Source organism: Bacillus sp. MM2020_4, from assembly GCF_011250555.1.
Classification (GTDB): Bacteria; Bacillota; Bacilli; order Bacillales; family Cytobacillaceae; genus Neobacillus.
The window spans coordinates 16,746-36,776 of record NZ_JAANMZ010000027.1; the positions used below are offsets into that span (position 1 = coordinate 16,746).

A 20,031-nucleotide genomic window follows, 5' to 3' on the forward strand; every position below is an offset into this window, starting at 1 on the left:
TTTTTAGGGATTGAAGGTGTCGAATATGAGCAAAAAAATTATCCTGGCCTGCGTTGATTGCGGCTCGCGAAATTATTCGACCGTAGGCAAGCAGGAGCAGACAGAAAGATTGGAAATAAAGAAATTCTGCAAAACTTGCGCAACCCACACCATCCACCGGGAAACAAAATAATGATAATTGGTACTAGCAAAAGCGACTTAAGATAGTTGGGGGTTACGACGAATGAAACGCATAAAGAAGTTCTTCAGTGATATTATCCGTGAAATGAGAAAGGTAAGTTGGCCAAAACGCGGTGAACTAACTCGCTCTACCGTTACTGTTTTATCAACAGTTGTTTTTTTTGGAGTGTTCTTTGCTGTTCTCGATTTAGGGATTTCAAAATTGATTCGCTTAATTCTTGAATAATTCGTTATCATTCATGGTATAATGGTAATCAATAAAGGAAATTTCAGCTAAAAGCCCGTTTTGACGGGTTTTTTATTTTTGAATATATTAGATTTCCGATTAAAATACAGGGAGGGACGGACATTTAGTCCTCTTATATGGAAAAAAATTGGTATGTAGTCCATACGTACTCAGGTTATGAAAATAAAGTGAAGGCAAATTTAGAAAAACGGGTAGAATCAATGGGCATGGCGGATAAAATCTTCCGTGTTGTTGTACCAGAGGAAGAAGAAACTGAAATCAAAAATGGCAAGAAAAAGGTTGTAAAACGAAAAGTTTTCCCTGGTTATGTGTTAGTGGAAATTGTCATGACAGATGATTCCTGGTATGTCGTACGAAATACACCTGGTGTAACGGGATTCGTTGGCTCATCAGGTTCTGGTTCTAAGCCGACGCCGTTGCTTCCAGAAGAAGTGACTCATTTACTGAAGCGCATGGGCGTAGAAGAGAAACGAATCGATATCGACTATGAAATTGGTGAAACAGTCCGCGTAAAAGAAGGTCCGTTTGCGAACTTTACTGGGTCTGTTGAAGAGATGGACAAGGATAAAGCTAAGCTTAAAGTTTTAGTCAATATGTTTGGCCGTGATACACCGGTAGAACTCGAATTTACACAAATTGAGAAACTTTAAATAGAAAAGCAGAAGCGCCTTGATCAGGGACGATTTCAAAGAAAAAATATCTTATATTGTAAAAAAACTTGAAATCATTTTTAAATAATGTTACTATTTCATAGGTCAGTATGTCTCCAATGAGAGACTAGACTAATGTTTAAGTTCTTTATGATTAGTATATAAAGACAGATGCCTGAGTGGGAGGGTTCCTAAGGATCCAATTACCACATCACGGACTTTAAGGAGGTGTGTCTCGTGGCTAAAAAAGTAATTAAAGTCGTTAAATTACAAATTCCTGCTGGTAAAGCAAACCCAGCGCCGCCAGTTGGTCCTGCATTAGGTCAAGCCGGTGTTAACATCATGGGATTCTGTAAAGAATTTAACGCTCGTACAGCAGATCAAGCTGGATTGATCATTCCTGTTGAAATCACGGTTTTTGAAGACCGTTCATTTACATTTATTACGAAAACTCCTCCTGCTGCCGTTTTATTGAAAGTAGCAGCTGGAATTCAGTCAGGTTCTGGTGAACCTAACCGTAATAAAGTAGCAACAGTAAAACGTGATACAGTACGCGAGATTGCGGAACAAAAAATGCCTGACCTAAACGCAGCAAGCGTTGAAGCAGCAATGCGCATGGTTGAAGGTACTGCACGCAGCATGGGTATTGTTATCGAAGACTAATCCGTGTAACTGTTTGTAATGAGTGAGGTTGCGTGATTGCGCAACCTTTATTCGTGGGAGGTAACATTCCGCTAAAACCACAATCTAGGAGGAAATAAACATGGCTAAAAAAGGTAAAAAGTATTTAGAAGCTTCTAAGCTTGTAGATCGTTTAAAAGCATACCCTATTGCAGAAGCAATTGATCTTGCTAAGAAAACAAACTACACAAAATTTGATGCAACTCTTGAAGTAGCTTTCCGTTTAGGCGTTGACCCTAAGAAAGCTGACCAACAAATCCGTGGTGCAGTTGTACTTCCAAACGGAACTGGTAAAACTCAACGCGTTTTAGTATTCGCGAAGGGTGAGAAAGTGAAAGAAGCAGAAGCAGCTGGCGCTGATTATGTAGGAGATTCTGAATACATTAACAAAATCCAACAAGGTTGGTTTGACTTTGATGTAATCGTCGCAACTCCTGATATGATGGGTGAAGTTGGTAAACTTGGTCGTGTGTTAGGCCCTAAAGGCTTAATGCCAAACCCTAAAACAGGTACAGTTACATTTGATGTAACTCGTGCTATTAACGAAATCAAAGCAGGTAAAGTTGAATACCGTGTTGACAAGTCAGGTAACATCCACGTGCCAATCGGTAAAGCATCTTTCGAAAACGAAAAGCTTGTTGAAAACTTCAACACTATTTTTGAAACGATGGTAAAAGTGAAACCTTCAGCTGCAAAAGGTACCTACATGAAGAACGTTACTGTTGCTTCAACAATGGGACCTGGTGTGAAGGTAGATCCTTCATCTGTTACAGTTAAATAAATTTTTCCAATTGACAAAACAAAGTAGATTTACTATAATCAATTTTGTTGTTTAAATAAAAAACATTTGTACTGTAGACAGCAGGTGCCAAAAGGCTTAATGTCCTGCCGAGGTGTAGCGAATAGAATCAGCTGAGTAAATTAGCTGTTGTATCCTGCCTCCATGTCTAGAACGATGTGGAGGCATTTACATGCCTGGTATAAATGTAGATAATCTACAGGAGGTGTAAAGATGAGCAGTGCAATCGAAGTAAAAAAACAGATCGTTGACGAAATCACTGGTAAGTTAAAGAATAGTGTATCAACTATTGTTGTTGATTACCGTGGCCTTTCAGTTGCTGAAGTAACTGAACTACGTAAACAACTTCGCGAAGCAGGCGTTGAATTTAAAGTTTATAAAAACTCAATGGCACGCCGTGCCGCTGAAGCAGCTGAACTTTCTGGTTTAAACGAGGCTTTAACAGGTCCGAACGCCATTGCGTTCAGTACTGAAGATGTAGTAGCACCAGCTAAAATCTTAAATGACTTTGCGAAAAAACACGAAGCACTTGAACTTAAAGCAGGTGTAATCGAAGGAAATGTCGCAACAGTAGAAGAGATTAAAGCTCTTGCAGACCTACCATCACGCGAAGGCTTGCTTTCTATGCTACTCAGCGTACTACAAGCTCCAATTCGCAATCTTGCTCTTGCTGCAAAAGCAGTGGCAGATCAAAAAGAAGAACAAGGCGCGTAAGTTAACAGAAAAGCTGAAGCTGGACTACACTTACATCCTAACAAAATAAATGGAACCAAAAATAAGGAGGAAACTTAATCATGACTAAAGAACAAATCATTGAAGCAGTTAAATCTATGACTGTTTTAGAACTTAACGATCTTGTAAAAGCAATCGAAGAAGAATTCGGCGTAACTGCTGCTGCTCCTGTAGCAATGGTAGGCGGAGCTGGTGCTGCTGCTGTTGAAGAGCAAACTGAATTTGATGTAATCCTAGCTAGCGCTGGCGATCAAAAAATCAAAGTTATCAAAGTGGTTCGTGAAATCACTGGTCTTGGCCTTAAAGAAGCAAAAGAACTTGTTGACAATACTCCAAAAGCTGTTAAAGAAGGCGTTTCTAAAGAAGATGCTGAAGCAATCAAAGCTAAGCTTGATGAAGTTGGAGCTAACGTTGAAGTTAAGTAATTAATAATAGAAAAGCTCGCTGAATAAGCGAGCTTTTTTTGGATTTAATTATGAAAGTTGAAAATCCTCAGGTTATCTTCAATTATTTTCTCCTCAGGAGGTGAGTCAGATGACTGAACACTACTATTCTCGAACACAGAAGGTTGAAAGTAATCCGATACTTTGGGATTACACCTTAAAAAGCCATCTATTTCGCTTTAAAACCGATAACGGTGTTTTTTCAAAAAGAGAAGTAGATTTTGGCTCACGTTTACTTATAGAGTCTTTTGTGATGCCGGATGCGGAAGGATTTGTGCTTGATGTAGGCTGCGGCTATGGCCCGATTGGTTTATCGATTGCAAAAGACAATCCAAGGTGTACGGTGCATATGGTTGATGTAAATGAACGAGCCATCCAATTAGCAAGTGAAAATGCATCGCTAAATCGAATTGAAAATGTTGAAATCTATGAAAGTGATCGGTTGTTATCTGTTAAAGGAAATAACTTCGCTGCCATAGTAACAAATCCACCGATTAGGGCAGGAAAAAAGACGGTTCATGATATTTTTGAACAAAGCTACGAACATCTTGTTCCATCAGGCGCTCTTTGGGTTGTTATTCAAAAAAAACAAGGCGCACCATCTACACTGGAAAAATTAAGATCACTATTCTCTGAAGTTGAGACTATTAACAAATCGAAGGGCTATTTTATTATAAAGGCAATAAAGTAGTTGACTCGAAATGTCCGTTGTGGTAGCATTATAAAATGCCATCATAATAATTTCCGTATTATTCCTAAAAATACTTATTTTTAAGTATAAAAATGGAATTTGAAGGAAATGATGACAAAATAATAGTCGAAATGTGAAAATGTGGTTTTTGGGTAAAAAACCCTTTTTCTTTTTGTCTAATAGGATGGACCTAAAGGTTCTCCTGATAGACGTTAATAGATTTATTAAATAACGCTTGATTTGAGGGGTGAATCAGTTGACAGGTCAACTAGTTCAGTATGGACGACACCGCCAACGAAGAAGTTACGCACGAATCAGTGAAGTTTTAGAATTACCAAATCTTATTGAAATCCAAACCTCTTCATATCAATGGTTTCTGGATGAGGGATTACGTGAAATGTTCCAGGATATTTCACCAATTGAAGACTTTACTGGTAACCTATCACTAGAATTTATTGATTACAGTCTTGGCGATCCAAAATATTCTGTTGAAGAAACAAAAGAACGGGACGTTACATATTCAGCTCCACTACGTGTAAAAGTACGTCTTGTAAACAAAGAAACAGGCGAAGTAAAAGATCAAGATGTGTTTATGGGTGATTTTCCGCTTATGACGGAAACAGGTACGTTTGTCATCAATGGGGCAGAACGTGTCATCGTTTCTCAATTAGTGCGTTCACCGAGCGTTTACTTCAGTGGAAAACTTGATAAAAATGGCAAGAAGGGCTTCACGGCTACTGTCATTCCGAACCGCGGCGCTTGGCTTGAATACGAAACAGATGCCAAAGATGTCGTATATGTGAGAATAGATCGTACTCGGAAACTGCCCGTTACGGTTCTTTTGCGTGCACTTGGTTTCGGTTCTGATCAAGAAATCATTGATTTGATTGGGGATAACGAGTATATCCGTAATACACTTGAGAAGGACAACACAGAAGGTGTCGACAAAGCGCTTTTGGAAATTTATGAGCGACTTCGTCCGGGCGAACCGCCAACCGTTGATAATGCAAAGAGCTTATTAGTATCTCGTTTCTTTGATCCTAAACGTTATGATCTAGCAAATGTAGGACGCTATAAAATTAATAAAAAGCTTCATATTAAGAATCGCTTATTTAATCAGCGCTTAGCGGAGTCACTTGCAGACCCTGAAACGGGTGAAATTATTGCTGAAAAAGGGACACTCCTTGATAGAAGAAACCTCGACAGAATTTTGCCGGCACTTGAAAAGAATATCAATTTCAAAGGCTTTAATCCTGTTGGTGGAGTTGTAGAGGATGAAGTAATCCTTCAAACTATAAAAATCTATGCTCCTGGCGATGAAAATGAAAAGGTCATTAATGTATTGGGTAATGCTTATGTGGAAGAACCGATTAAAAATATTACTTCGGCAGATATCATTGCATCAATCAGCTACTTTTTCAACTTGTTACATGGAGTAGGCGATACCGATGATATCGATCACTTAGGTAACAGACGTCTTCGCTCTGTAGGTGAATTGCTGCAGAATCAATTCCGTATTGGGTTATCCCGGATGGAACGTGTGGTTCGTGAAAGAATGTCGATTCAAGACACAGCTACCATTACACCACAGCAATTGATTAATATTCGTCCGGTTATCGCTTCCATCAAAGAATTCTTTGGAAGCTCTCAATTATCACAGTTCATGGATCAAACCAACCCGCTTGCTGAATTAACACACAAGCGCCGTCTTTCTGCACTTGGACCTGGTGGTTTAACACGTGAACGTGCCGGGATGGAAGTACGTGACGTTCACTATTCCCACTATGGCCGTATGTGTCCGATTGAAACACCGGAAGGTCCAAACATTGGCTTAATTAACTCATTATCATCTTACGCAAAAGTAAACCGATTTGGTTTTATTGAAACTCCATATCGCCGGGTAGATCCGGATACTGGTAGAGTAACGAGCCGAATTGACTACTTAACAGCTGATGAAGAAGATAACTATGTGGTAGCGCAGGCGAACTCTCGTCTGGGTGACGATGGTACCTTCTTGGATGATGAAGTTGTTGCACGTTTTCGTGGTGAAAACACGGTTGTAAACCGTGACAGGATTGACTACATGGATGTATCGCCGAAGCAGGTTGTTTCTGCAGCGACAGCATGTATTCCGTTCCTAGAAAATGATGACTCTAACCGTGCCTTGATGGGTGCGAACATGCAGCGTCAGGCAGTACCGTTAATGCAGCCAGAAGCACCAAGAGTTGGAACTGGTATGGAATATGTATCAGGTAAAGACTCGGGAGCAGCGGTTATTTGTAAACATGATGGTATTGTCGAACATGTAGAGGCCCGCGAAGTATGGGTTCGTGAAATGAAAGAAGTGGATGGCCAAGAGGTTAAGGGCAATCTTAAAAAATATCGATTGTTAAAGTTTATCCGTTCCAACCAAGGTACCTGCTATAATCAACGTCCAATCGTTGCCGTTGGGAATCGGGTGAAAAAGGGCGAGATTCTTGCTGATGGTCCATCAATGGAGCTAGGTGAATTAGCCCTTGGACGTAACGTTCTTGTTGCCTTTATGACATGGGACGGCTATAACTATGAAGATGCCATCATTATGAGTGAACGTCTTGTTAAAGACGATGTTTATACATCCATTCATATTGAGGAATATGAATCAGAATCTCGTGATACAAAACTAGGACCTGAGGAAATTACCCGTGATATTCCAAACGTCGGTGAAGATGCCCTTCGTAATTTGGATGAGCGTGGGATTATCCGCACTGGTGCTGAAGTAAAAGACGGTGACCTTCTTGTTGGTAAAGTAACGCCTAAGGGTGTAACGGAATTAACGGCTGAAGAACGTCTCCTCCATGCGATTTTTGGAGAAAAGGCTCGTGAAGTCCGTGATACATCACTGCGCGTTCCACACGGCGGTGGCGGGATCATTCATGATGTTAAAGTCTTTAATCGTGAAGATGGTGACGAACTTCCGCCAGGAGTAAACCAACTTGTTCGTGTCTATATCGTTCAAAAACGTAAGATTCATCAAGGGGATAAGATGGCAGGACGCCACGGTAACAAAGGGGTTATCTCCCGCATTTTGCCTGAGGAAGATATGCCGTATTTACCAGATGGTACACCTGTTGATATCATGTTAAATCCTTTAGGGGTTCCATCACGGATGAACATCGGTCAGGTTCTTGAGCTCCATTTAGGTATGGCTGCAAGATATCTTGGTATTCATGTTGCTACACCGGTATTTGACGGTGCGCGTGAGGAAGATGTTTGGGGAACGATTGAAGAAGCAGGTATGGCACGCGATGCAAAAACCGTGCTTTATGATGGACGTTCCGGAGAACCATTTGATAACCGTGTTTCTGTTGGGGTTATGTACATGATCAAACTTGCTCACATGGTTGATGATAAATTGCATGCCCGTTCAACTGGACCTTATTCACTTGTTACGCAGCAGCCACTTGGCGGTAAAGCTCAATTTGGCGGACAGCGTTTTGGTGAGATGGAAGTTTGGGCCTTGGAGGCATACGGTGCAGCATACACACTACAAGAAATTCTAACCGTGAAATCGGATGACGTAGTTGGCCGTGTGAAAACATATGAAGCCATTGTCAAAGGTGAAAATGTCCCTGAACCAGGTGTTCCTGAGTCATTCAAAGTGTTAATTAAAGAACTTCAAAGTCTTGGAATGGATGTAAAAATTCTTTCCGGTGACGAGGAAGAAATTGAAATGCGCGATATGGAAGATGAGGATGACTTACAGCAAGTCGACACATTAAATATCGCCCCTGAGACACAAAACCTTGAATCTGAAAAAGTTGGTTCGAAAGAGTAAATATTCATCTTTTCCTAAGCGTACGCTGGGCCGTACGCTTGGGGATTAAAGAACGCAATAAGGGTAAAACCTGGAGATCAAAAGGGAGGTAGGCCCCTTGCTGGACGTTAATAATTTTGAGTATATGAAAATTGGCCTTGCTTCACCGGATAAAATCCGTTCATGGTCATTCGGAGAAGTGAAAAAGCCAGAAACCATTAACTATCGTACATTAAAACCTGAAAAAGACGGCTTATTCTGTGAGCGAATTTTCGGTCCGACTAAGGATTGGGAATGTCATTGTGGAAAGTACAAACGCGTCCGTTATAAAGGTGTTGTTTGTGACCGCTGTGGTGTTGAAGTAACACGTGCAAAGGTTCGCCGTGAACGTATGGGTCATATCGAACTTGCTGCACCTGTTTCACATATTTGGTATTTTAAAGGGATTCCAAGCCGGATGGGTCTTGTTTTAGACATGTCCCCACGTGCATTGGAGGAAGTTATTTATTTTGCTTCCTATGTTGTCACGGAGTCAGGTGATACTGCTCTTGATAGGAAACAACTTTTATCCGAGAAAGAATATCGTGCCTATCGTGAAAAGTACGGAAATAAATTCCAAGCTGCCATGGGTGCTGAAGCCATTAAAAAGCTTCTTTCCGATATCGATTTAAACAAAGAAGTCGACGGTTTAAAAGAGGAATTAAAAACAGCCCAAGGTCAGCGTCGTACTCGTGCGATTAAACGCCTTGAAGTGCTAGAGGCATTCCGTAATTCAGGAAACGAGCCATCATGGATGATTCTTGATGTACTGCCTGTCATCCCTCCGGAACTTCGTCCAATGGTTCAATTGGATGGAGGAAGATTTGCGACATCCGACCTAAACGATCTTTATCGCCGTGTGATCAACCGGAACAACCGCTTAAAGCGTTTGTTAGACCTTGGTGCACCAAGTATTATCGTACAAAATGAAAAACGGATGCTTCAAGAAGCAGTAGATGCCTTGATTGATAATGGCCGCCGTGGCCGTCCTGTTACAGGTCCTGGTAACCGTCCGCTAAAATCACTTTCACATATGTTAAAAGGAAAACAAGGGCGTTTCCGTCAAAACTTACTAGGGAAGCGGGTTGACTATTCCGGCCGTTCCGTTATTGTAGTAGGTCCGAATTTAAAAATGTACCAATGTGGCCTTCCAAAAGAAATGGCGTTGGAATTATTCAAGCCATTTGTTATGAAAGAGCTTGTTGAAAAAGGATTAGCGCACAACATTAAATCTGCAAAACGCAAGATTGAACGGGTATCTCCAGATGTTTGGGACGTACTTGAAGATGTAATCAGAGAGCATCCGGTTTTACTAAACCGTGCCCCTACATTGCATAGATTAGGGATTCAGGCATTTGAACCAACACTTGTTGAAGGTCGGGCAATCCGACTCCACCCTCTTGTATGTACAGCATACAACGCGGACTTCGACGGTGACCAAATGGCCGTTCACGTGCCGTTATCATCAGAAGCACAAGCGGAAGCTCGTCTTTTGATGCTTGCAGCACAAAATATTTTGAATCCTAAAGATGGAAAGCCGGTTGTTACTCCATCTCAGGATATGGTACTAGGTAACTATTACTTGACCTTAGAGCGTGAAGGCACTGTCGGTGAAGGGATGATTTTTAAAGATACAAGTGAAGCCATCCTTGCCTATCAAAATGGATACGTACATTATCATACACGTGTCGCTGTTCATGCCGGTTCATTAGGAAATGAAACTTTTACTGAAGAACAAAATAATAAGCTATTAATCACAACGGTTGGAAAGCTTATTTTTAATGAAATTCTTCCAAAGTCATTCCCATATATCAATGAACCAACAAGACATAATCTAGAAGTCGAAACACCTGAAAAGTATTTCGTTGAAAAAGGCGAAGACATTAAGGCGAAGATTAAAGAAATGCCATTGATCGATCCGTTTAAAAAGAAAATCCTTGGAAATATCATTGCAGAGGTATTTAAACGTTTCAAAATTACCGAAACGTCTAAAATGCTTGACCGGATGAAGGACTTAGGATTTAAGCATTCTACAAAGGCTGGTATTACCGTTGGTGTAGCTGACATCGTCGTACTAGGAGAAAAGCAGCAAATTCTCCATGATGCCCAAGGTAAAGTAGATAATGTAATGAAGCAATTCAGACGTGGTTTGATTACCGAGGATGAGCGTTACGATCGCGTTATTGCCATCTGGAGTGCGGCTAAAGACACCATTCAAGGAAAACTAATGAAGTCCTTGAACAAAACAAATCCAATCTTTATGATGAGTGATTCCGGTGCTCGTGGTAACGCCTCTAACTTTACGCAGCTTGCAGGTATGCGTGGTTTGATGGCCAACCCGGCTGGACGGATCATTGAATTACCGATCAAATCAAGTTTCCGTGAAGGTTTAACCGTATTAGAGTACTTTATCTCGACACACGGTGCTCGTAAAGGTCTTGCCGATACTGCACTTAAAACAGCCGATTCCGGATACTTGACCCGTCGTCTTGTTGACGTGGCTCAAGATGTTATTGTTCGTGAAGACGACTGTGGTACCGATCGAGGTTTCCTCATCAGTGCTTTAAAAGACGGTACAGAAATTATCGAAGGATTGGATGAACGCTTAATTGGCCGTTATGCACGTAAAGCGATCAAGCATCCTGAAACAAACGAAGTACTCGTTCCTGAAAATGGACTAATTACGGAAGACTTAGCAGAAATAATCGTTGGAGCAGGTATTGAAGAAGTAAAAATCCGCTCTGCGTTTACATGTAATACTCGCCACGGCGTATGTAAAAAATGTTATGGCCGTAACTTGGCAACAGGCCAAGAGGTTGAGGTCGGTGAAGCGGTTGGTATTATCGCTGCCCAATCAATCGGTGAGCCAGGTACACAGTTAACCATGCGTACGTTCCATACCGGCGGTGTTGCGGGAGACGATATTACTCAAGGTTTACCGCGTATCCAGGAGATTTTTGAAGCACGTAACCCTAAAGGTCAAGCTGTTATTTCTGAAATTGAAGGTGTCGTAGTTGGCATTAATGAAGGAAAAGACCGCCAGCATGAAATCGTGGTTCAAGGTGAAGTTGAATCTCGTACCTACAATGCACCATATACTGCACGCGTGAAAGTGGCAATCAATGACCATGTTGAACGCGGTCAAGAACTAACAGAAGGTTCGATTGATCCGAAGGAATTAATTAAAGTAAAAGACGTAACATCAGTCCAAGAGTATCTATTGCGTGAAGTACAGAAAGTTTACCGCATGCAAGGGGTAGAAATTGGCGATAAACACGTCGAAGTAATGGTTCGACAAATGCTTCGCAAAATTCGTGTCAGTGATGCAGGTGAGACGGATGTGCTTCCAGGTACACTCCTTGATATTCACCAGTTCACCGATGCAAATGAAAAAGCATTGCTTGCAGGTAAATTGCCTGCAACAGGACGTCCAGTATTACTTGGTATTACAAAAGCATCGCTTGAAACAGATTCATTCTTATCCGCAGCATCGTTCCAGGAAACAACAAGAGTTCTTACCGATGCGGCGATCAAAGGCAAGCGCGATGAATTGCTTGGCTTGAAGGAAAATGTTATCATCGGTAAACTCGTTCCTGCTGGAACAGGAATGCAGCGCTACCGTAAAGCGGAGCCGGTATTACGTGATACCACATCCGAGGAAACAGTGGCAATTGATTAATTAATTATTACGGTACCTGCGGAACAATTGCAGGTACCGTATTTAAAGAAATAAAGTATTTTTGTCAGTCTCTGTATAAAAAAGTAAAATCATTGGTTGACATCTAATTATATAGATGTTACTATATCAAAGGTGCTCCTATTCACCTGATACTTTGGAGGATATGATCAATGTCTTATGAAAAAGTATTACAGGCACAGAAGGTCATTATAGGAACAAAACAAACAGTCAAAGCACTTAAGGAAGGTCTTGTACTTGAATTAGTGGTGGCAAGTGATGCTGAACCTAAGGTTACAGCAAAGGTCGTTGCTGAAGCTAACTCGTTCGACGTTCCGGTTCTATTTGTGGATTCGATGAAAAAACTCGGAAAAGCATGTGGAATTGAAGTGGGTGCGGCAGCTGTTGCAATTATCCGTTAAAAACTGTTTTTGTAGATAGAGAAGTCTGCAAGAACTTTGTTTTTTGCAAAAAAATGAACCACCTGGATGTGTGGACTTACAAATAATGAAGGGAGGAAACAAATCATGCCTACTATTAACCAACTAGTGCGCAAGCCACGTCAATCAGCGGCAGAGAAGTCAAAATCTCCAGCGCTTAATAAAGGTTATAATAGCTTTAAGAAATCACAAACTAATGTATCTTCACCACAAAAACGCGGAGTATGTACTCGTGTTGGTACAATGACTCCGAAGAAACCGAACTCAGCGTTACGTAAATATGCTCGTGTACGTTTGACAAACGGTATCGAGGTGACTGCATACATTCCTGGTATTGGCCACAACCTTCAAGAGCACAGTGTTGTTCTTATTCGTGGAGGACGTGTAAAAGACTTACCGGGGGTACGTTATCACATCGTACGTGGTGCACTTGATACGGCTGGTGTAAACAACCGTATGCAAGGTCGTTCGAAATATGGTACTAAGAGACCAAAAGCAGCGAAGAAATAATCATACAAAATAGAAGCTTCTTTGAAAGGAGGAAAATACATGCCACGTAAAGGTCCTGTAGCAAAAAGAGACGTTTTACCTGATCCGCTATACAATTCAAAATTAGTTACTCGTCTAATCAACAAAATGATGGTTGACGGTAAAAGAGGTAAGTCACAAGAAATTCTTTACTCTGCGTTTAACACTATTCGTGAACGTTCTGGCAAAGAGCCAATGGAAGTATTCGATGCAGCGATGAAAAACATCATGCCGGTACTTGAAGTTAAAGCTCGCCGTGTCGGTGGTGCTAACTACCAAGTTCCAGTTGAGGTGCGTCCTGATCGCCGTACAACTCTTGGTCTTCGTTGGTTAGTGAACTATTCACGTAATCGCGGAGAAAAAACGATGGAAGAGCGTTTAGCTAACGAAATCATGGATGCAGCTAACAACACTGGTGCATCTGTGAAGAAGCGTGAAGATACACACAAAATGGCAGAAGCAAACAAAGCGTTTGCTCACTATCGTTGGTAATTTAACCTTCAATATAAAAACACTTTCATACTAGGAAGGAGAAAGACCCAATGGCAAGAGAGTTCTCCTTAGAAAATACACGTAATATCGGTATCATGGCACACATCGATGCCGGTAAAACGACCACCACTGAGCGTGTCCTTTATTACACCGGTAAGATTCATAAAATCGGTGAAACACACGAAGGTGCTTCTCAGATGGACTGGATGGAGCAGGAACAAGAGCGCGGAATCACAATCACTTCCGCAGCAACAACTGCATCATGGAAGGGCCACCGCGTAAATATCATCGACACTCCAGGACACGTAGACTTCACAGTTGAAGTTGAACGTTCCCTACGTGTTCTTGATGGTGCGGTAGCTGTACTAGATGCGCAATCAGGTGTTGAACCTCAAACTGAAACAGTTTGGCGTCAAGCAACAACCTACGGAGTACCACGTGTTGTATTCGTAAATAAAATGGACAAAATTGGAGCTGACTTCTTATATTCTGTAGGAACACTTCATGACCGCCTGCAAGCGAATGCACATCCAATTCAGTTACCAATCGGTGCTGAAGACCAATTCTCAGCAATCATTGACCTTGTGGAAATGAACGCAGTATTCTACGGTAACGATTTAGGTACTGATATTGAAGTACGTGAAATTCCGGATGAACACCGCGAACTTGCTGAAGAATACCATGAGAAATTAGTTGAAGCAGTAGCAGAACTTGATGAAGAATTAATGGAGAAATACCTAAGTGGTGAAGAGATTACGAAGGAAGAGCTTAAAGCTGGAATTCGTAAAGGTACCGTTAATGTTGAATTCTATCCTGTTATCTGTGGATCAGCTTTCAAAAACAAAGGTGTTCAATTAATGTTGGATGCTGTCATCGATTACCTTCCATCACCATTAGATGTACCTGCGATTAAAGGACATTCTGTGGATGATGAAGAAGAAATTGTTGAACGTCATTCAAATGACGATGAGCCATTCTCAGCTCTAGCATTCAAAGTTATGACAGACCCTTATGTTGGTAAATTAACGTTCTTCCGTGTTTACTCTGGTACTTTAGAGTCTGGATCATATGTCCAGAACTCAACTAAAGGCAAGCGTGAACGTATCGGACGTATTCTGCAAATGCACGCAAACAGCCGTCAAGAAATCACAAAGGTTTTTGCTGGTGACATTGCTGCTGCTGTAGGTTTGAAAGATACAACTACTGGAGACACACTTTGTGATGACAAGAGTCAGGTAATTCTTGAGTCAATGCAATTCCCTGAGCCAGTAATTGAACTTTCAGTTGAACCAAAATCAAAAGCAGACCAAGACAAAATGACGACTGCATTACAAAAACTTCAAGAAGAAGATCCGACATTCCGTGCACATACTGACCAGGAGACTGGACAGGTTATTATTGCCGGTATGGGTGAGCTTCACCTTGATATCATTGTTGACCGTATGCGTCGTGAATTTAAGGTTGAAGCTAACGTAGGTGCTCCACAGGTTGCTTACCGTGAGACTTTCAAAGGTTCAGCGCAAGTTGAAGGAAAGTTCGCACGTCAATCCGGTGGACGCGGACAATACGGACACGTTTGGATTGAATTCTCTCCAAATGAAGCTGGTAAAGGCTTCGAATTCGAAAACGGTATTGTCGGTGGTGTCGTTCCACGTGAATACATCCCTGCAGTCCAAGCTGGTCTTGAAGATGCTTTAGACCGTGGTGTGCTTGCTGGCTATCCGTTAGTGGATATTAAAGCTAGATTGTTCGACGGATCTTACCATGATGTTGACTCCTCTGAAATGGCGTTTAAGATTGCTGCATCAATGGCTCTTAAGAATGCTGCTTCAAAATGTCAACCATGTATCCTTGAACCAGTCATGAGAGTGGAAGTTGTTATCCCAGAAGATTACCTAGGTGATATCATGGGACAAATTACTGCACGCCGTGGCCGTGTTGAAGGTATGGAAGCACGCGGTAACGCACAAGTTGTCCGTTCAATGGTTCCACTTTCAGAAATGTTTGGTTATGCAACAGCACTTCGTTCAAGTACACAAGGTCGTGGAGTATTCTCTATGCACTTTGATCACTATGAAGAAGTACCAAAATCAATTTCTGAAGAAATCATCAAAAAAAATAAAGGTGAATAATTGATTTTCGCCTTTCTTTAAAGTATAACTACTTATGTACCTATAGAAACTGTGAATAATGGACAACCATTTTCGCAGTTTCTATAAAATATACTTAAACTTTTATAATCCAAAGGAGGATTTTCCAAATGGCAAAAGCTAAATTCGACCGTTCAAAGCCACACGTTAACATTGGTACTATCGGACACGTTGACCATGGTAAAACTACTTTAACAGCTGCAATCACTTCTGTACTTGCAAAAACAGGTAAAGCAGAAGCTCGTGCATATGATCAAATCGATGGTGCACCAGAAGAAAAAGAACGTGGAATCACAATCTCTACAGCTCACGTTGAATATGAAACTGATAACCGTCACTATGCACACGTTGACTGCCCAGGACACGCTGACTATGTTAAAAACATGATCACTGGTGCTGCTCAAATGGACGGCGGTATCTTAGTAGTATCTGCTACTGATGGCCCAATGCCACAAACTCGTGAGCACATCCTTCTTTCTCGTCAAGTAGGTGTTCCTTACCTAGTTGTATTCATGAACAAATGTGATATGGTTGATGACGAAGAACTTCTTGAATTAGTAGAAATGGAAATTCGTGATCTATTAACTGAATACGATTTCCCTGGCGATGACACTCCTGTTATCAAAGGTTCTGCTCTTAAAGCATTAGAAGGCGAAGCTGCTTGGGAAGAAAAAGTTCTTGAGCTTATGGCTGCTGTTGATGAATTCATCCCAACTCCAACTCGTGACACTGACAAACCTTTCATGATGCCAGTTGAGGACGTTTTCTCAATCACTGGTCGTGGTACAGTTGCTACAGGACGTGTTGAGCGTGGTGTAGTTAAAGTTGGTGACGTAGTTGAAATCGTAGGTTTCACTGAAGAACCAAAATCTACTACTGTAACAGGTGTAGAAATGTTCCGTAAGCTTCTTGACTTTGCTGAAGCTGGTGACAACATTGGTGCCCTTCTTCGTGGTGTTGCTCGTGAAGAAATCGAGCGTGGACAAGTTTTGGCAAAGCCAAAATCCATCACTCCACACACAAAGTTCAAAGCACAAGTTTACGTTTTATCTAAAGAAGAAGGTGGACGTCATACTCCATTCTTCTCAAACTATCGTCCACAATTCTATTTCCGTACTTCTGATATTACTGGTATTTGTAATCTTCCAGAAGGCGTAGAAATGGTTATGCCTGGCGATCACATTGAAATGACTGTTGAACTAATCGCTCCAGTTGCTATCGAAGAAGGAACTAAGTTCTCAATTCGTGAAGGCGGACGTACAGTTGGTTCAGGTTCAATCACAACAATCCAAGAGTAATTAATTTATAGAAAAAGCAGATGGGTGACGATCCATCTGCTTTTTTTTGTCCAAAATAACGTGTTTCTTCTATATAATATATATCGATACAAAGTCGGAATTAGGAGATTTTTGGAGATTAATAAATGGTATTGTAATTGTCTTTCCCAGCCTTTATAATAGGAAAAGTGTTAAACACATGGACGTAAAAAAATAATCGTAATAAATGTTGCGTTTACTTTATGTTTTATGTATAATAGACAATGTTGGTCTTTGACTGCGATGATGTGGAAGGTTGCTGACACACCCGGCCGCTTTGCCATGGCGAGTGTGTGGGAAATTTCCACTGAGAATGTCTATTTTGAAAATAGGCGAATAAAGGAGGGAAAATAATGGCAAAACAAAAAATTCGTATCCGTCTAAAAGCATATGATCACAGAATCCTTGATCAATCTGCAGAAAAAATCGTTGAAACAGCAAAACGTTCTGGTGCGGCTGTCTCTGGTCCAATTCCGTTGCCAACTGAAAAGTCTGTTTACACGATTCTTCGTGCGGTTCATAAGTACAAAGATTCTCGTGAACAATTTGAAATGCGGACACATAAGCGTCTAATCGACATCGTTAACCCAACTCCACAAACAGTTGATGCGTTAATGCGTTTAGATTTACCATCAGGTGTTGATATCGAAATCAAACTATAATCAAGATAAATAATAAATTATTCAGGAGGTGTGACTTACATGACCAAAGGAATCTTAGGAAGAAAGATTGGTATGACTCAAGTATTTGCAGAAAACGGCAACTTAATCCCTGTAACTGTGGTTGAGGTAGCTCCAAACGTAGTTCTTCAAAAGAAATCAGTTGATAGCGACGGATATGTATCTGTTCAAGTTGGATTTGAAGATAAACGTGAAAAATTATCTAACAAACCTGAAAAGGGCCACGTTGCAAAAGCAAATACTGCTCCTAAGCGCTTCATTCGCGAATTCCGCGGAGACGACTTAGCAGCATATGAAGTTGGTCAAGAAGTCAAAGTTGATATTTTCGCTGCAGGCGATATCGTAGATGTAACAGGAATCTCAAAGGGTAAAGGTTTCCAAGGTGTTATCAAACGCCACGGACAATCTCGCGGCCCAATGGCTCACGGTTCACGTTATCATCGTCGCCCTGGTTCAATGGGACCTGTTGCTCCAAACCGTGTATTCAAAGGTAAATTATTACCAGGCCGCATGGGTGGAGATCAAGTTACTGTTCAAAACCTTGAAATTATTAAGGTTGATACAGAACGCAACTTGCTTTTAATCAAAGGTAACGTACCAGGTGCAAGAAAAGCATTATTAAAAATCAAAGGTGCGGTTAAAGCATAATTACCTTTTAAGAAAGGAGGAACACAAGAATGCCTAAAGTAGCATTATTAAACCAAAACGGTTCACAAGTTGGTGAACTTGAACTTAATGAAGCGGTTTTTGGTATTGAGCCTAATCAACACGTATTATTCGAAGCGATTATTATGCAACGAGCTTCTTTACGTCAAGGAACTCATAAAACAAAAATTCGTTCTGAAGTACGCGGCGGTGGTCGTAAACCATGGCGTCAAAAAGGAACTGGCCGTGCACGTCAAGGGTCAATCCGTTCTCCACAATGGCGCGGAGGTGGTACTGTTTTCGGACCTACACCACGCAGCTATAGCTACAAATTACCGAAGAAAGTACGCCGTTTAGCTATTAAATCGGCACTATCTTCTAAAGTATTAGAAGAAAATATTCTAGTATTAGAAAGCCTTGCTTTCGATGCTCCAAAAACAAAAGAATTCAAATCAGTATTAGGTGGCCTTTCTGTTGAGAAAAAAGCACTAATCGTTACTGCTGACCTTGATGAGAACGTGGCATTATCTGCTCGTAACATTCCTGGAGTAACAGTTGTAACAGCTGATGGAATCAACGTTTTAGACGTTGTTAATCATGACCAATTAATCATGACTAAAGCAGCGGTTGAAAAAGTAGAGGAGGTGCTTGCATAATGGATGCACGCGATATCATTAAGCGCCCCGTTATCACTGAGCGTTCTACTGACCTAATGGCTGAAAAGAAATATACGTTCGAAGTTGATGTTAGAGCTAATAAAACTCAAGTCAAAGATGCTGTTAAAGAGATCTTCGGCGTTGAAGTTGAAAAAGTAAACATCATGAACTATAAAGGTAAATTCAAACGTATGGGTAAATTCGGCGGATACACAAACAAACGTCGTAAAGCAATTGTAAAATTAACTGCTGACAGCAAAGAAATCGAATTCTTTGAAGCATAAGAACCTAACAAGAAGAGGAGGGAATTAACATGGCGATTAAAAAGTACAAACCTACCTCCAATGGTCGTCGCGGAATGACTACTTCTGATTTCGCTGAAATCACAACTAGCACTCCAGAAAAATCTCTTTTAGCTCCGCTAACGAGAAAAGGCGGCCGTAATAACCAAGGTAAGTTAACTGTTCGTCATCAAGGTGGCGGCCATAAGCGTCAATATCGTTTAATTGATTTTAAACGTAACAAAGATGGCATTCCAGGACGCGTTGCTACAATTGAGTATGATCCAAACCGTTCTGCCAATATTGCATTAATCAATTACGTGGATGGAGAAAAACGTTATATTTTAGCTCCTAAAAACCTAGTAGTTGGCATGGAAGTTATGTCAGGCCCTGAGGCTGATATTAAAGTAGGTAACACACTTCCATTAGCAAATATTCCTGTTGGTACTGTAGTACACAACATCGAATTAAAACCAGGAAAAGGCGGCCAGTTGGTTCGTTCTGCTGGAACTAGCGCACAAGTACTTGGTAAAGAAGGAAAATACGTATTAGTACGTTTAAACTCTGGTGAAGTTCGAATGATCCTTGCTGAGTGCCGTGCAACTGTCGGTCAAGTAGGAAACGAACAACACGAACTTATTAAAATTGGTAAAGCAGGTCGTTCTCGTTGGTTAGGCAAACGTCCAACTGTTCGTGGATCTGTAATGAACCCTAATGATCACCCACACGGTGGTGGTGAAGGACGTTCACCAATCGGTCGTAAATCACCAATGTCTCCATGGGGTAAACCAACTCTTGGATACAAAACACGTAAGAAGAAAAATAAATCAGATAAGTTTATTGTACGTCGTCGTAAAAAATAACGGGACTAACCTACGGTTCATAGATAGGACCGTAGAACAGTCACGA

General features: G+C 41.1%; 20 protein-coding genes and 1 other annotated feature. All 20 genes read left to right on the forward strand.

From position 1 onward, the window contains the following. Positions 1 to 25: 25 nt before the first annotated feature. The 20 genes from rpmG (at position 26) to rplB (ending at position 19,985) form a co-directional block, all read left to right on the forward strand. Positions 26 to 172, forward strand: coding sequence for a 50S ribosomal protein L33 (gene rpmG, locus G6554_RS16225; protein WP_166243724.1), 147 nt, complete (start codon positions 26 to 28; stop codon positions 170 to 172). 51 nt (positions 173 to 223) lie between these two features. Continuing rightward, a complete protein-coding gene (gene secE / locus G6554_RS16230; RefSeq protein WP_166243726.1) occupies positions 224 to 406 on the forward strand; it encodes a preprotein translocase subunit SecE in 183 nt (60 codons plus the stop codon). Between the two features lie 137 nt (positions 407 to 543). Then, entirely contained in the window at positions 544 to 1,077 is a 534-nt protein-coding gene (gene nusG / locus G6554_RS16235; RefSeq protein ID WP_166243728.1) for a transcription termination/antitermination protein NusG, read from the forward strand. Between the two features lie 237 nt (positions 1,078 to 1,314). Continuing rightward, a complete protein-coding gene (rplK, locus tag G6554_RS16240; protein WP_007085303.1) occupies positions 1,315 to 1,740 on the forward strand; it encodes a 50S ribosomal protein L11 in 426 nt (141 codons plus the stop codon). Between the two features lie 100 nt (positions 1,741 to 1,840). Further along, positions 1,841 to 2,539, forward strand: a complete 699-nt coding sequence (gene rplA / locus G6554_RS16245; protein WP_166243730.1) for a 50S ribosomal protein L1 — start codon at positions 1,841 to 1,843, stop codon at positions 2,537 to 2,539. Positions 2,540 to 2,592: 53 nt separating this feature from the next. Further along, positions 2,593 to 2,737: a sequence feature (ribosomal protein L10 leader region), on the forward strand. Between the two features lie 33 nt (positions 2,738 to 2,770). Continuing rightward, positions 2,771 to 3,271, forward strand: coding sequence for a 50S ribosomal protein L10 (gene rplJ, locus G6554_RS16250; protein ID WP_166243732.1), 501 nt, complete (start codon positions 2,771 to 2,773; stop codon positions 3,269 to 3,271). 80 nt (positions 3,272 to 3,351) lie between these two features. After that, complete coding sequence (gene rplL, locus G6554_RS16255) at positions 3,352 to 3,714, forward strand: 50S ribosomal protein L7/L12 (RefSeq protein ID WP_166243734.1); 363 nt, start codon at positions 3,352 to 3,354, stop codon at positions 3,712 to 3,714. Between the two features lie 109 nt (positions 3,715 to 3,823). Next, positions 3,824 to 4,423: a class I SAM-dependent methyltransferase gene (locus tag G6554_RS16260; RefSeq protein WP_166243736.1), complete on the forward strand. Its 600-nt coding sequence runs from the start codon at positions 3,824 to 3,826 to the stop codon at positions 4,421 to 4,423. A 256-nt stretch (positions 4,424 to 4,679) separates the two neighbouring features. Then, positions 4,680 to 8,240 (forward strand): DNA-directed RNA polymerase subunit beta, encoded by a 3,561-nt coding sequence (rpoB, locus tag G6554_RS16265; protein ID WP_166243738.1) that lies wholly within the window; start codon positions 4,680 to 4,682, stop codon positions 8,238 to 8,240. Positions 8,241 to 8,337: 97 nt separating this feature from the next. Beyond that, complete coding sequence (rpoC, locus tag G6554_RS16270) at positions 8,338 to 11,937, forward strand: DNA-directed RNA polymerase subunit beta' (RefSeq protein WP_166243740.1); 3,600 nt, start codon at positions 8,338 to 8,340, stop codon at positions 11,935 to 11,937. A 170-nt stretch (positions 11,938 to 12,107) separates the two neighbouring features. Next, complete coding sequence (locus G6554_RS16275) at positions 12,108 to 12,356, forward strand: 50S ribosomal protein L7ae-like protein (RefSeq protein ID WP_166243742.1); 249 nt, start codon at positions 12,108 to 12,110, stop codon at positions 12,354 to 12,356. Positions 12,357 to 12,461: 105 nt separating this feature from the next. Then, positions 12,462 to 12,884: a 30S ribosomal protein S12 gene (rpsL, locus tag G6554_RS16280; protein WP_166243744.1), complete on the forward strand. Its 423-nt coding sequence runs from the start codon at positions 12,462 to 12,464 to the stop codon at positions 12,882 to 12,884. A 39-nt stretch (positions 12,885 to 12,923) separates the two neighbouring features. Further along, complete coding sequence (rpsG, locus tag G6554_RS16285) at positions 12,924 to 13,394, forward strand: 30S ribosomal protein S7 (protein WP_166243746.1); 471 nt, start codon at positions 12,924 to 12,926, stop codon at positions 13,392 to 13,394. Between the two features lie 50 nt (positions 13,395 to 13,444). Further along, a complete protein-coding gene (fusA, locus tag G6554_RS16290; RefSeq protein WP_166243748.1) occupies positions 13,445 to 15,526 on the forward strand; it encodes an elongation factor G in 2,082 nt (693 codons plus the stop codon). 128 nt (positions 15,527 to 15,654) lie between these two features. After that, positions 15,655 to 16,842: an elongation factor Tu gene (tuf, locus tag G6554_RS16295; RefSeq protein ID WP_166243750.1), complete on the forward strand. Its 1,188-nt coding sequence runs from the start codon at positions 15,655 to 15,657 to the stop codon at positions 16,840 to 16,842. A gap of 371 nt (positions 16,843 to 17,213) precedes the next feature. After that, the gene (rpsJ, locus tag G6554_RS16300; RefSeq protein ID WP_007085291.1) at positions 17,214 to 17,522 is read left to right on the forward strand and encodes a 30S ribosomal protein S10; all 309 of its coding nucleotides are present in this window, start codon (positions 17,214 to 17,216) and stop codon (positions 17,520 to 17,522) included. 39 nt (positions 17,523 to 17,561) lie between these two features. Beyond that, positions 17,562 to 18,188, forward strand: a complete 627-nt coding sequence (gene rplC / locus G6554_RS16305) for a 50S ribosomal protein L3 (RefSeq protein ID WP_166243752.1) — start codon at positions 17,562 to 17,564, stop codon at positions 18,186 to 18,188. Positions 18,189 to 18,217: 29 nt separating this feature from the next. Further along, entirely contained in the window at positions 18,218 to 18,841 is a 624-nt protein-coding gene (gene rplD / locus G6554_RS16310) for a 50S ribosomal protein L4 (RefSeq protein WP_166243754.1), read from the forward strand. After that, the gene (gene rplW / locus G6554_RS16315) at positions 18,838 to 19,125 is read left to right on the forward strand and encodes a 50S ribosomal protein L23 (RefSeq protein WP_179301675.1); all 288 of its coding nucleotides are present in this window, start codon (positions 18,838 to 18,840) and stop codon (positions 19,123 to 19,125) included. The genes rplD and rplW overlap by 4 nt, the downstream gene beginning before the upstream one ends. A gap of 29 nt (positions 19,126 to 19,154) precedes the next feature. Continuing rightward, a complete protein-coding gene (gene rplB / locus G6554_RS16320; protein WP_166243756.1) occupies positions 19,155 to 19,985 on the forward strand; it encodes a 50S ribosomal protein L2 in 831 nt (276 codons plus the stop codon). Positions 19,986 to 20,031: the final 46 nt, after the last annotated feature.

Bases quoted from the DNA above. Each gene is read 5' to 3' on its own strand.
- rpmG (WP_166243724.1), top strand. From the start codon at position 26: ATGAGCAAAAAAATTATCCTGGCCTGCGTTGATTGCGGCTCGCGAAAT.
- secE (WP_166243726.1), top strand. From the start codon at position 224: ATGAAACGCATAAAGAAGTTCTTCAGTGATATTATCCGTGAAATGAGA.
- nusG (WP_166243728.1), top strand. From the start codon at position 544: ATGGAAAAAAATTGGTATGTAGTCCATACGTACTCAGGTTATGAAAAT.
- rplA (WP_166243730.1), top strand. From the start codon at position 1,841: ATGGCTAAAAAAGGTAAAAAGTATTTAGAAGCTTCTAAGCTTGTAGAT.
- rplJ (WP_166243732.1), top strand. From the start codon at position 2,771: ATGAGCAGTGCAATCGAAGTAAAAAAACAGATCGTTGACGAAATCACT.
- rplL (WP_166243734.1), top strand. From the start codon at position 3,352: ATGACTAAAGAACAAATCATTGAAGCAGTTAAATCTATGACTGTTTTA.
- G6554_RS16260 (WP_166243736.1), top strand. From the start codon at position 3,824: ATGACTGAACACTACTATTCTCGAACACAGAAGGTTGAAAGTAATCCG.
- G6554_RS16275 (WP_166243742.1), top strand. From the start codon at position 12,108: ATGTCTTATGAAAAAGTATTACAGGCACAGAAGGTCATTATAGGAACA.
- rpsL (WP_166243744.1), top strand. From the start codon at position 12,462: ATGCCTACTATTAACCAACTAGTGCGCAAGCCACGTCAATCAGCGGCA.
- rpsG (WP_166243746.1), top strand. From the start codon at position 12,924: ATGCCACGTAAAGGTCCTGTAGCAAAAAGAGACGTTTTACCTGATCCG.
- fusA (WP_166243748.1), top strand. From the start codon at position 13,445: ATGGCAAGAGAGTTCTCCTTAGAAAATACACGTAATATCGGTATCATG.
- tuf (WP_166243750.1), top strand. From the start codon at position 15,655: ATGGCAAAAGCTAAATTCGACCGTTCAAAGCCACACGTTAACATTGGT.
- rpsJ (WP_007085291.1), top strand. From the start codon at position 17,214: ATGGCAAAACAAAAAATTCGTATCCGTCTAAAAGCATATGATCACAGA.
- rplC (WP_166243752.1), top strand. From the start codon at position 17,562: ATGACCAAAGGAATCTTAGGAAGAAAGATTGGTATGACTCAAGTATTT.
- rplD (WP_166243754.1), top strand. From the start codon at position 18,218: ATGCCTAAAGTAGCATTATTAAACCAAAACGGTTCACAAGTTGGTGAA.
- rplB (WP_166243756.1), top strand. From the start codon at position 19,155: ATGGCGATTAAAAAGTACAAACCTACCTCCAATGGTCGTCGCGGAATG.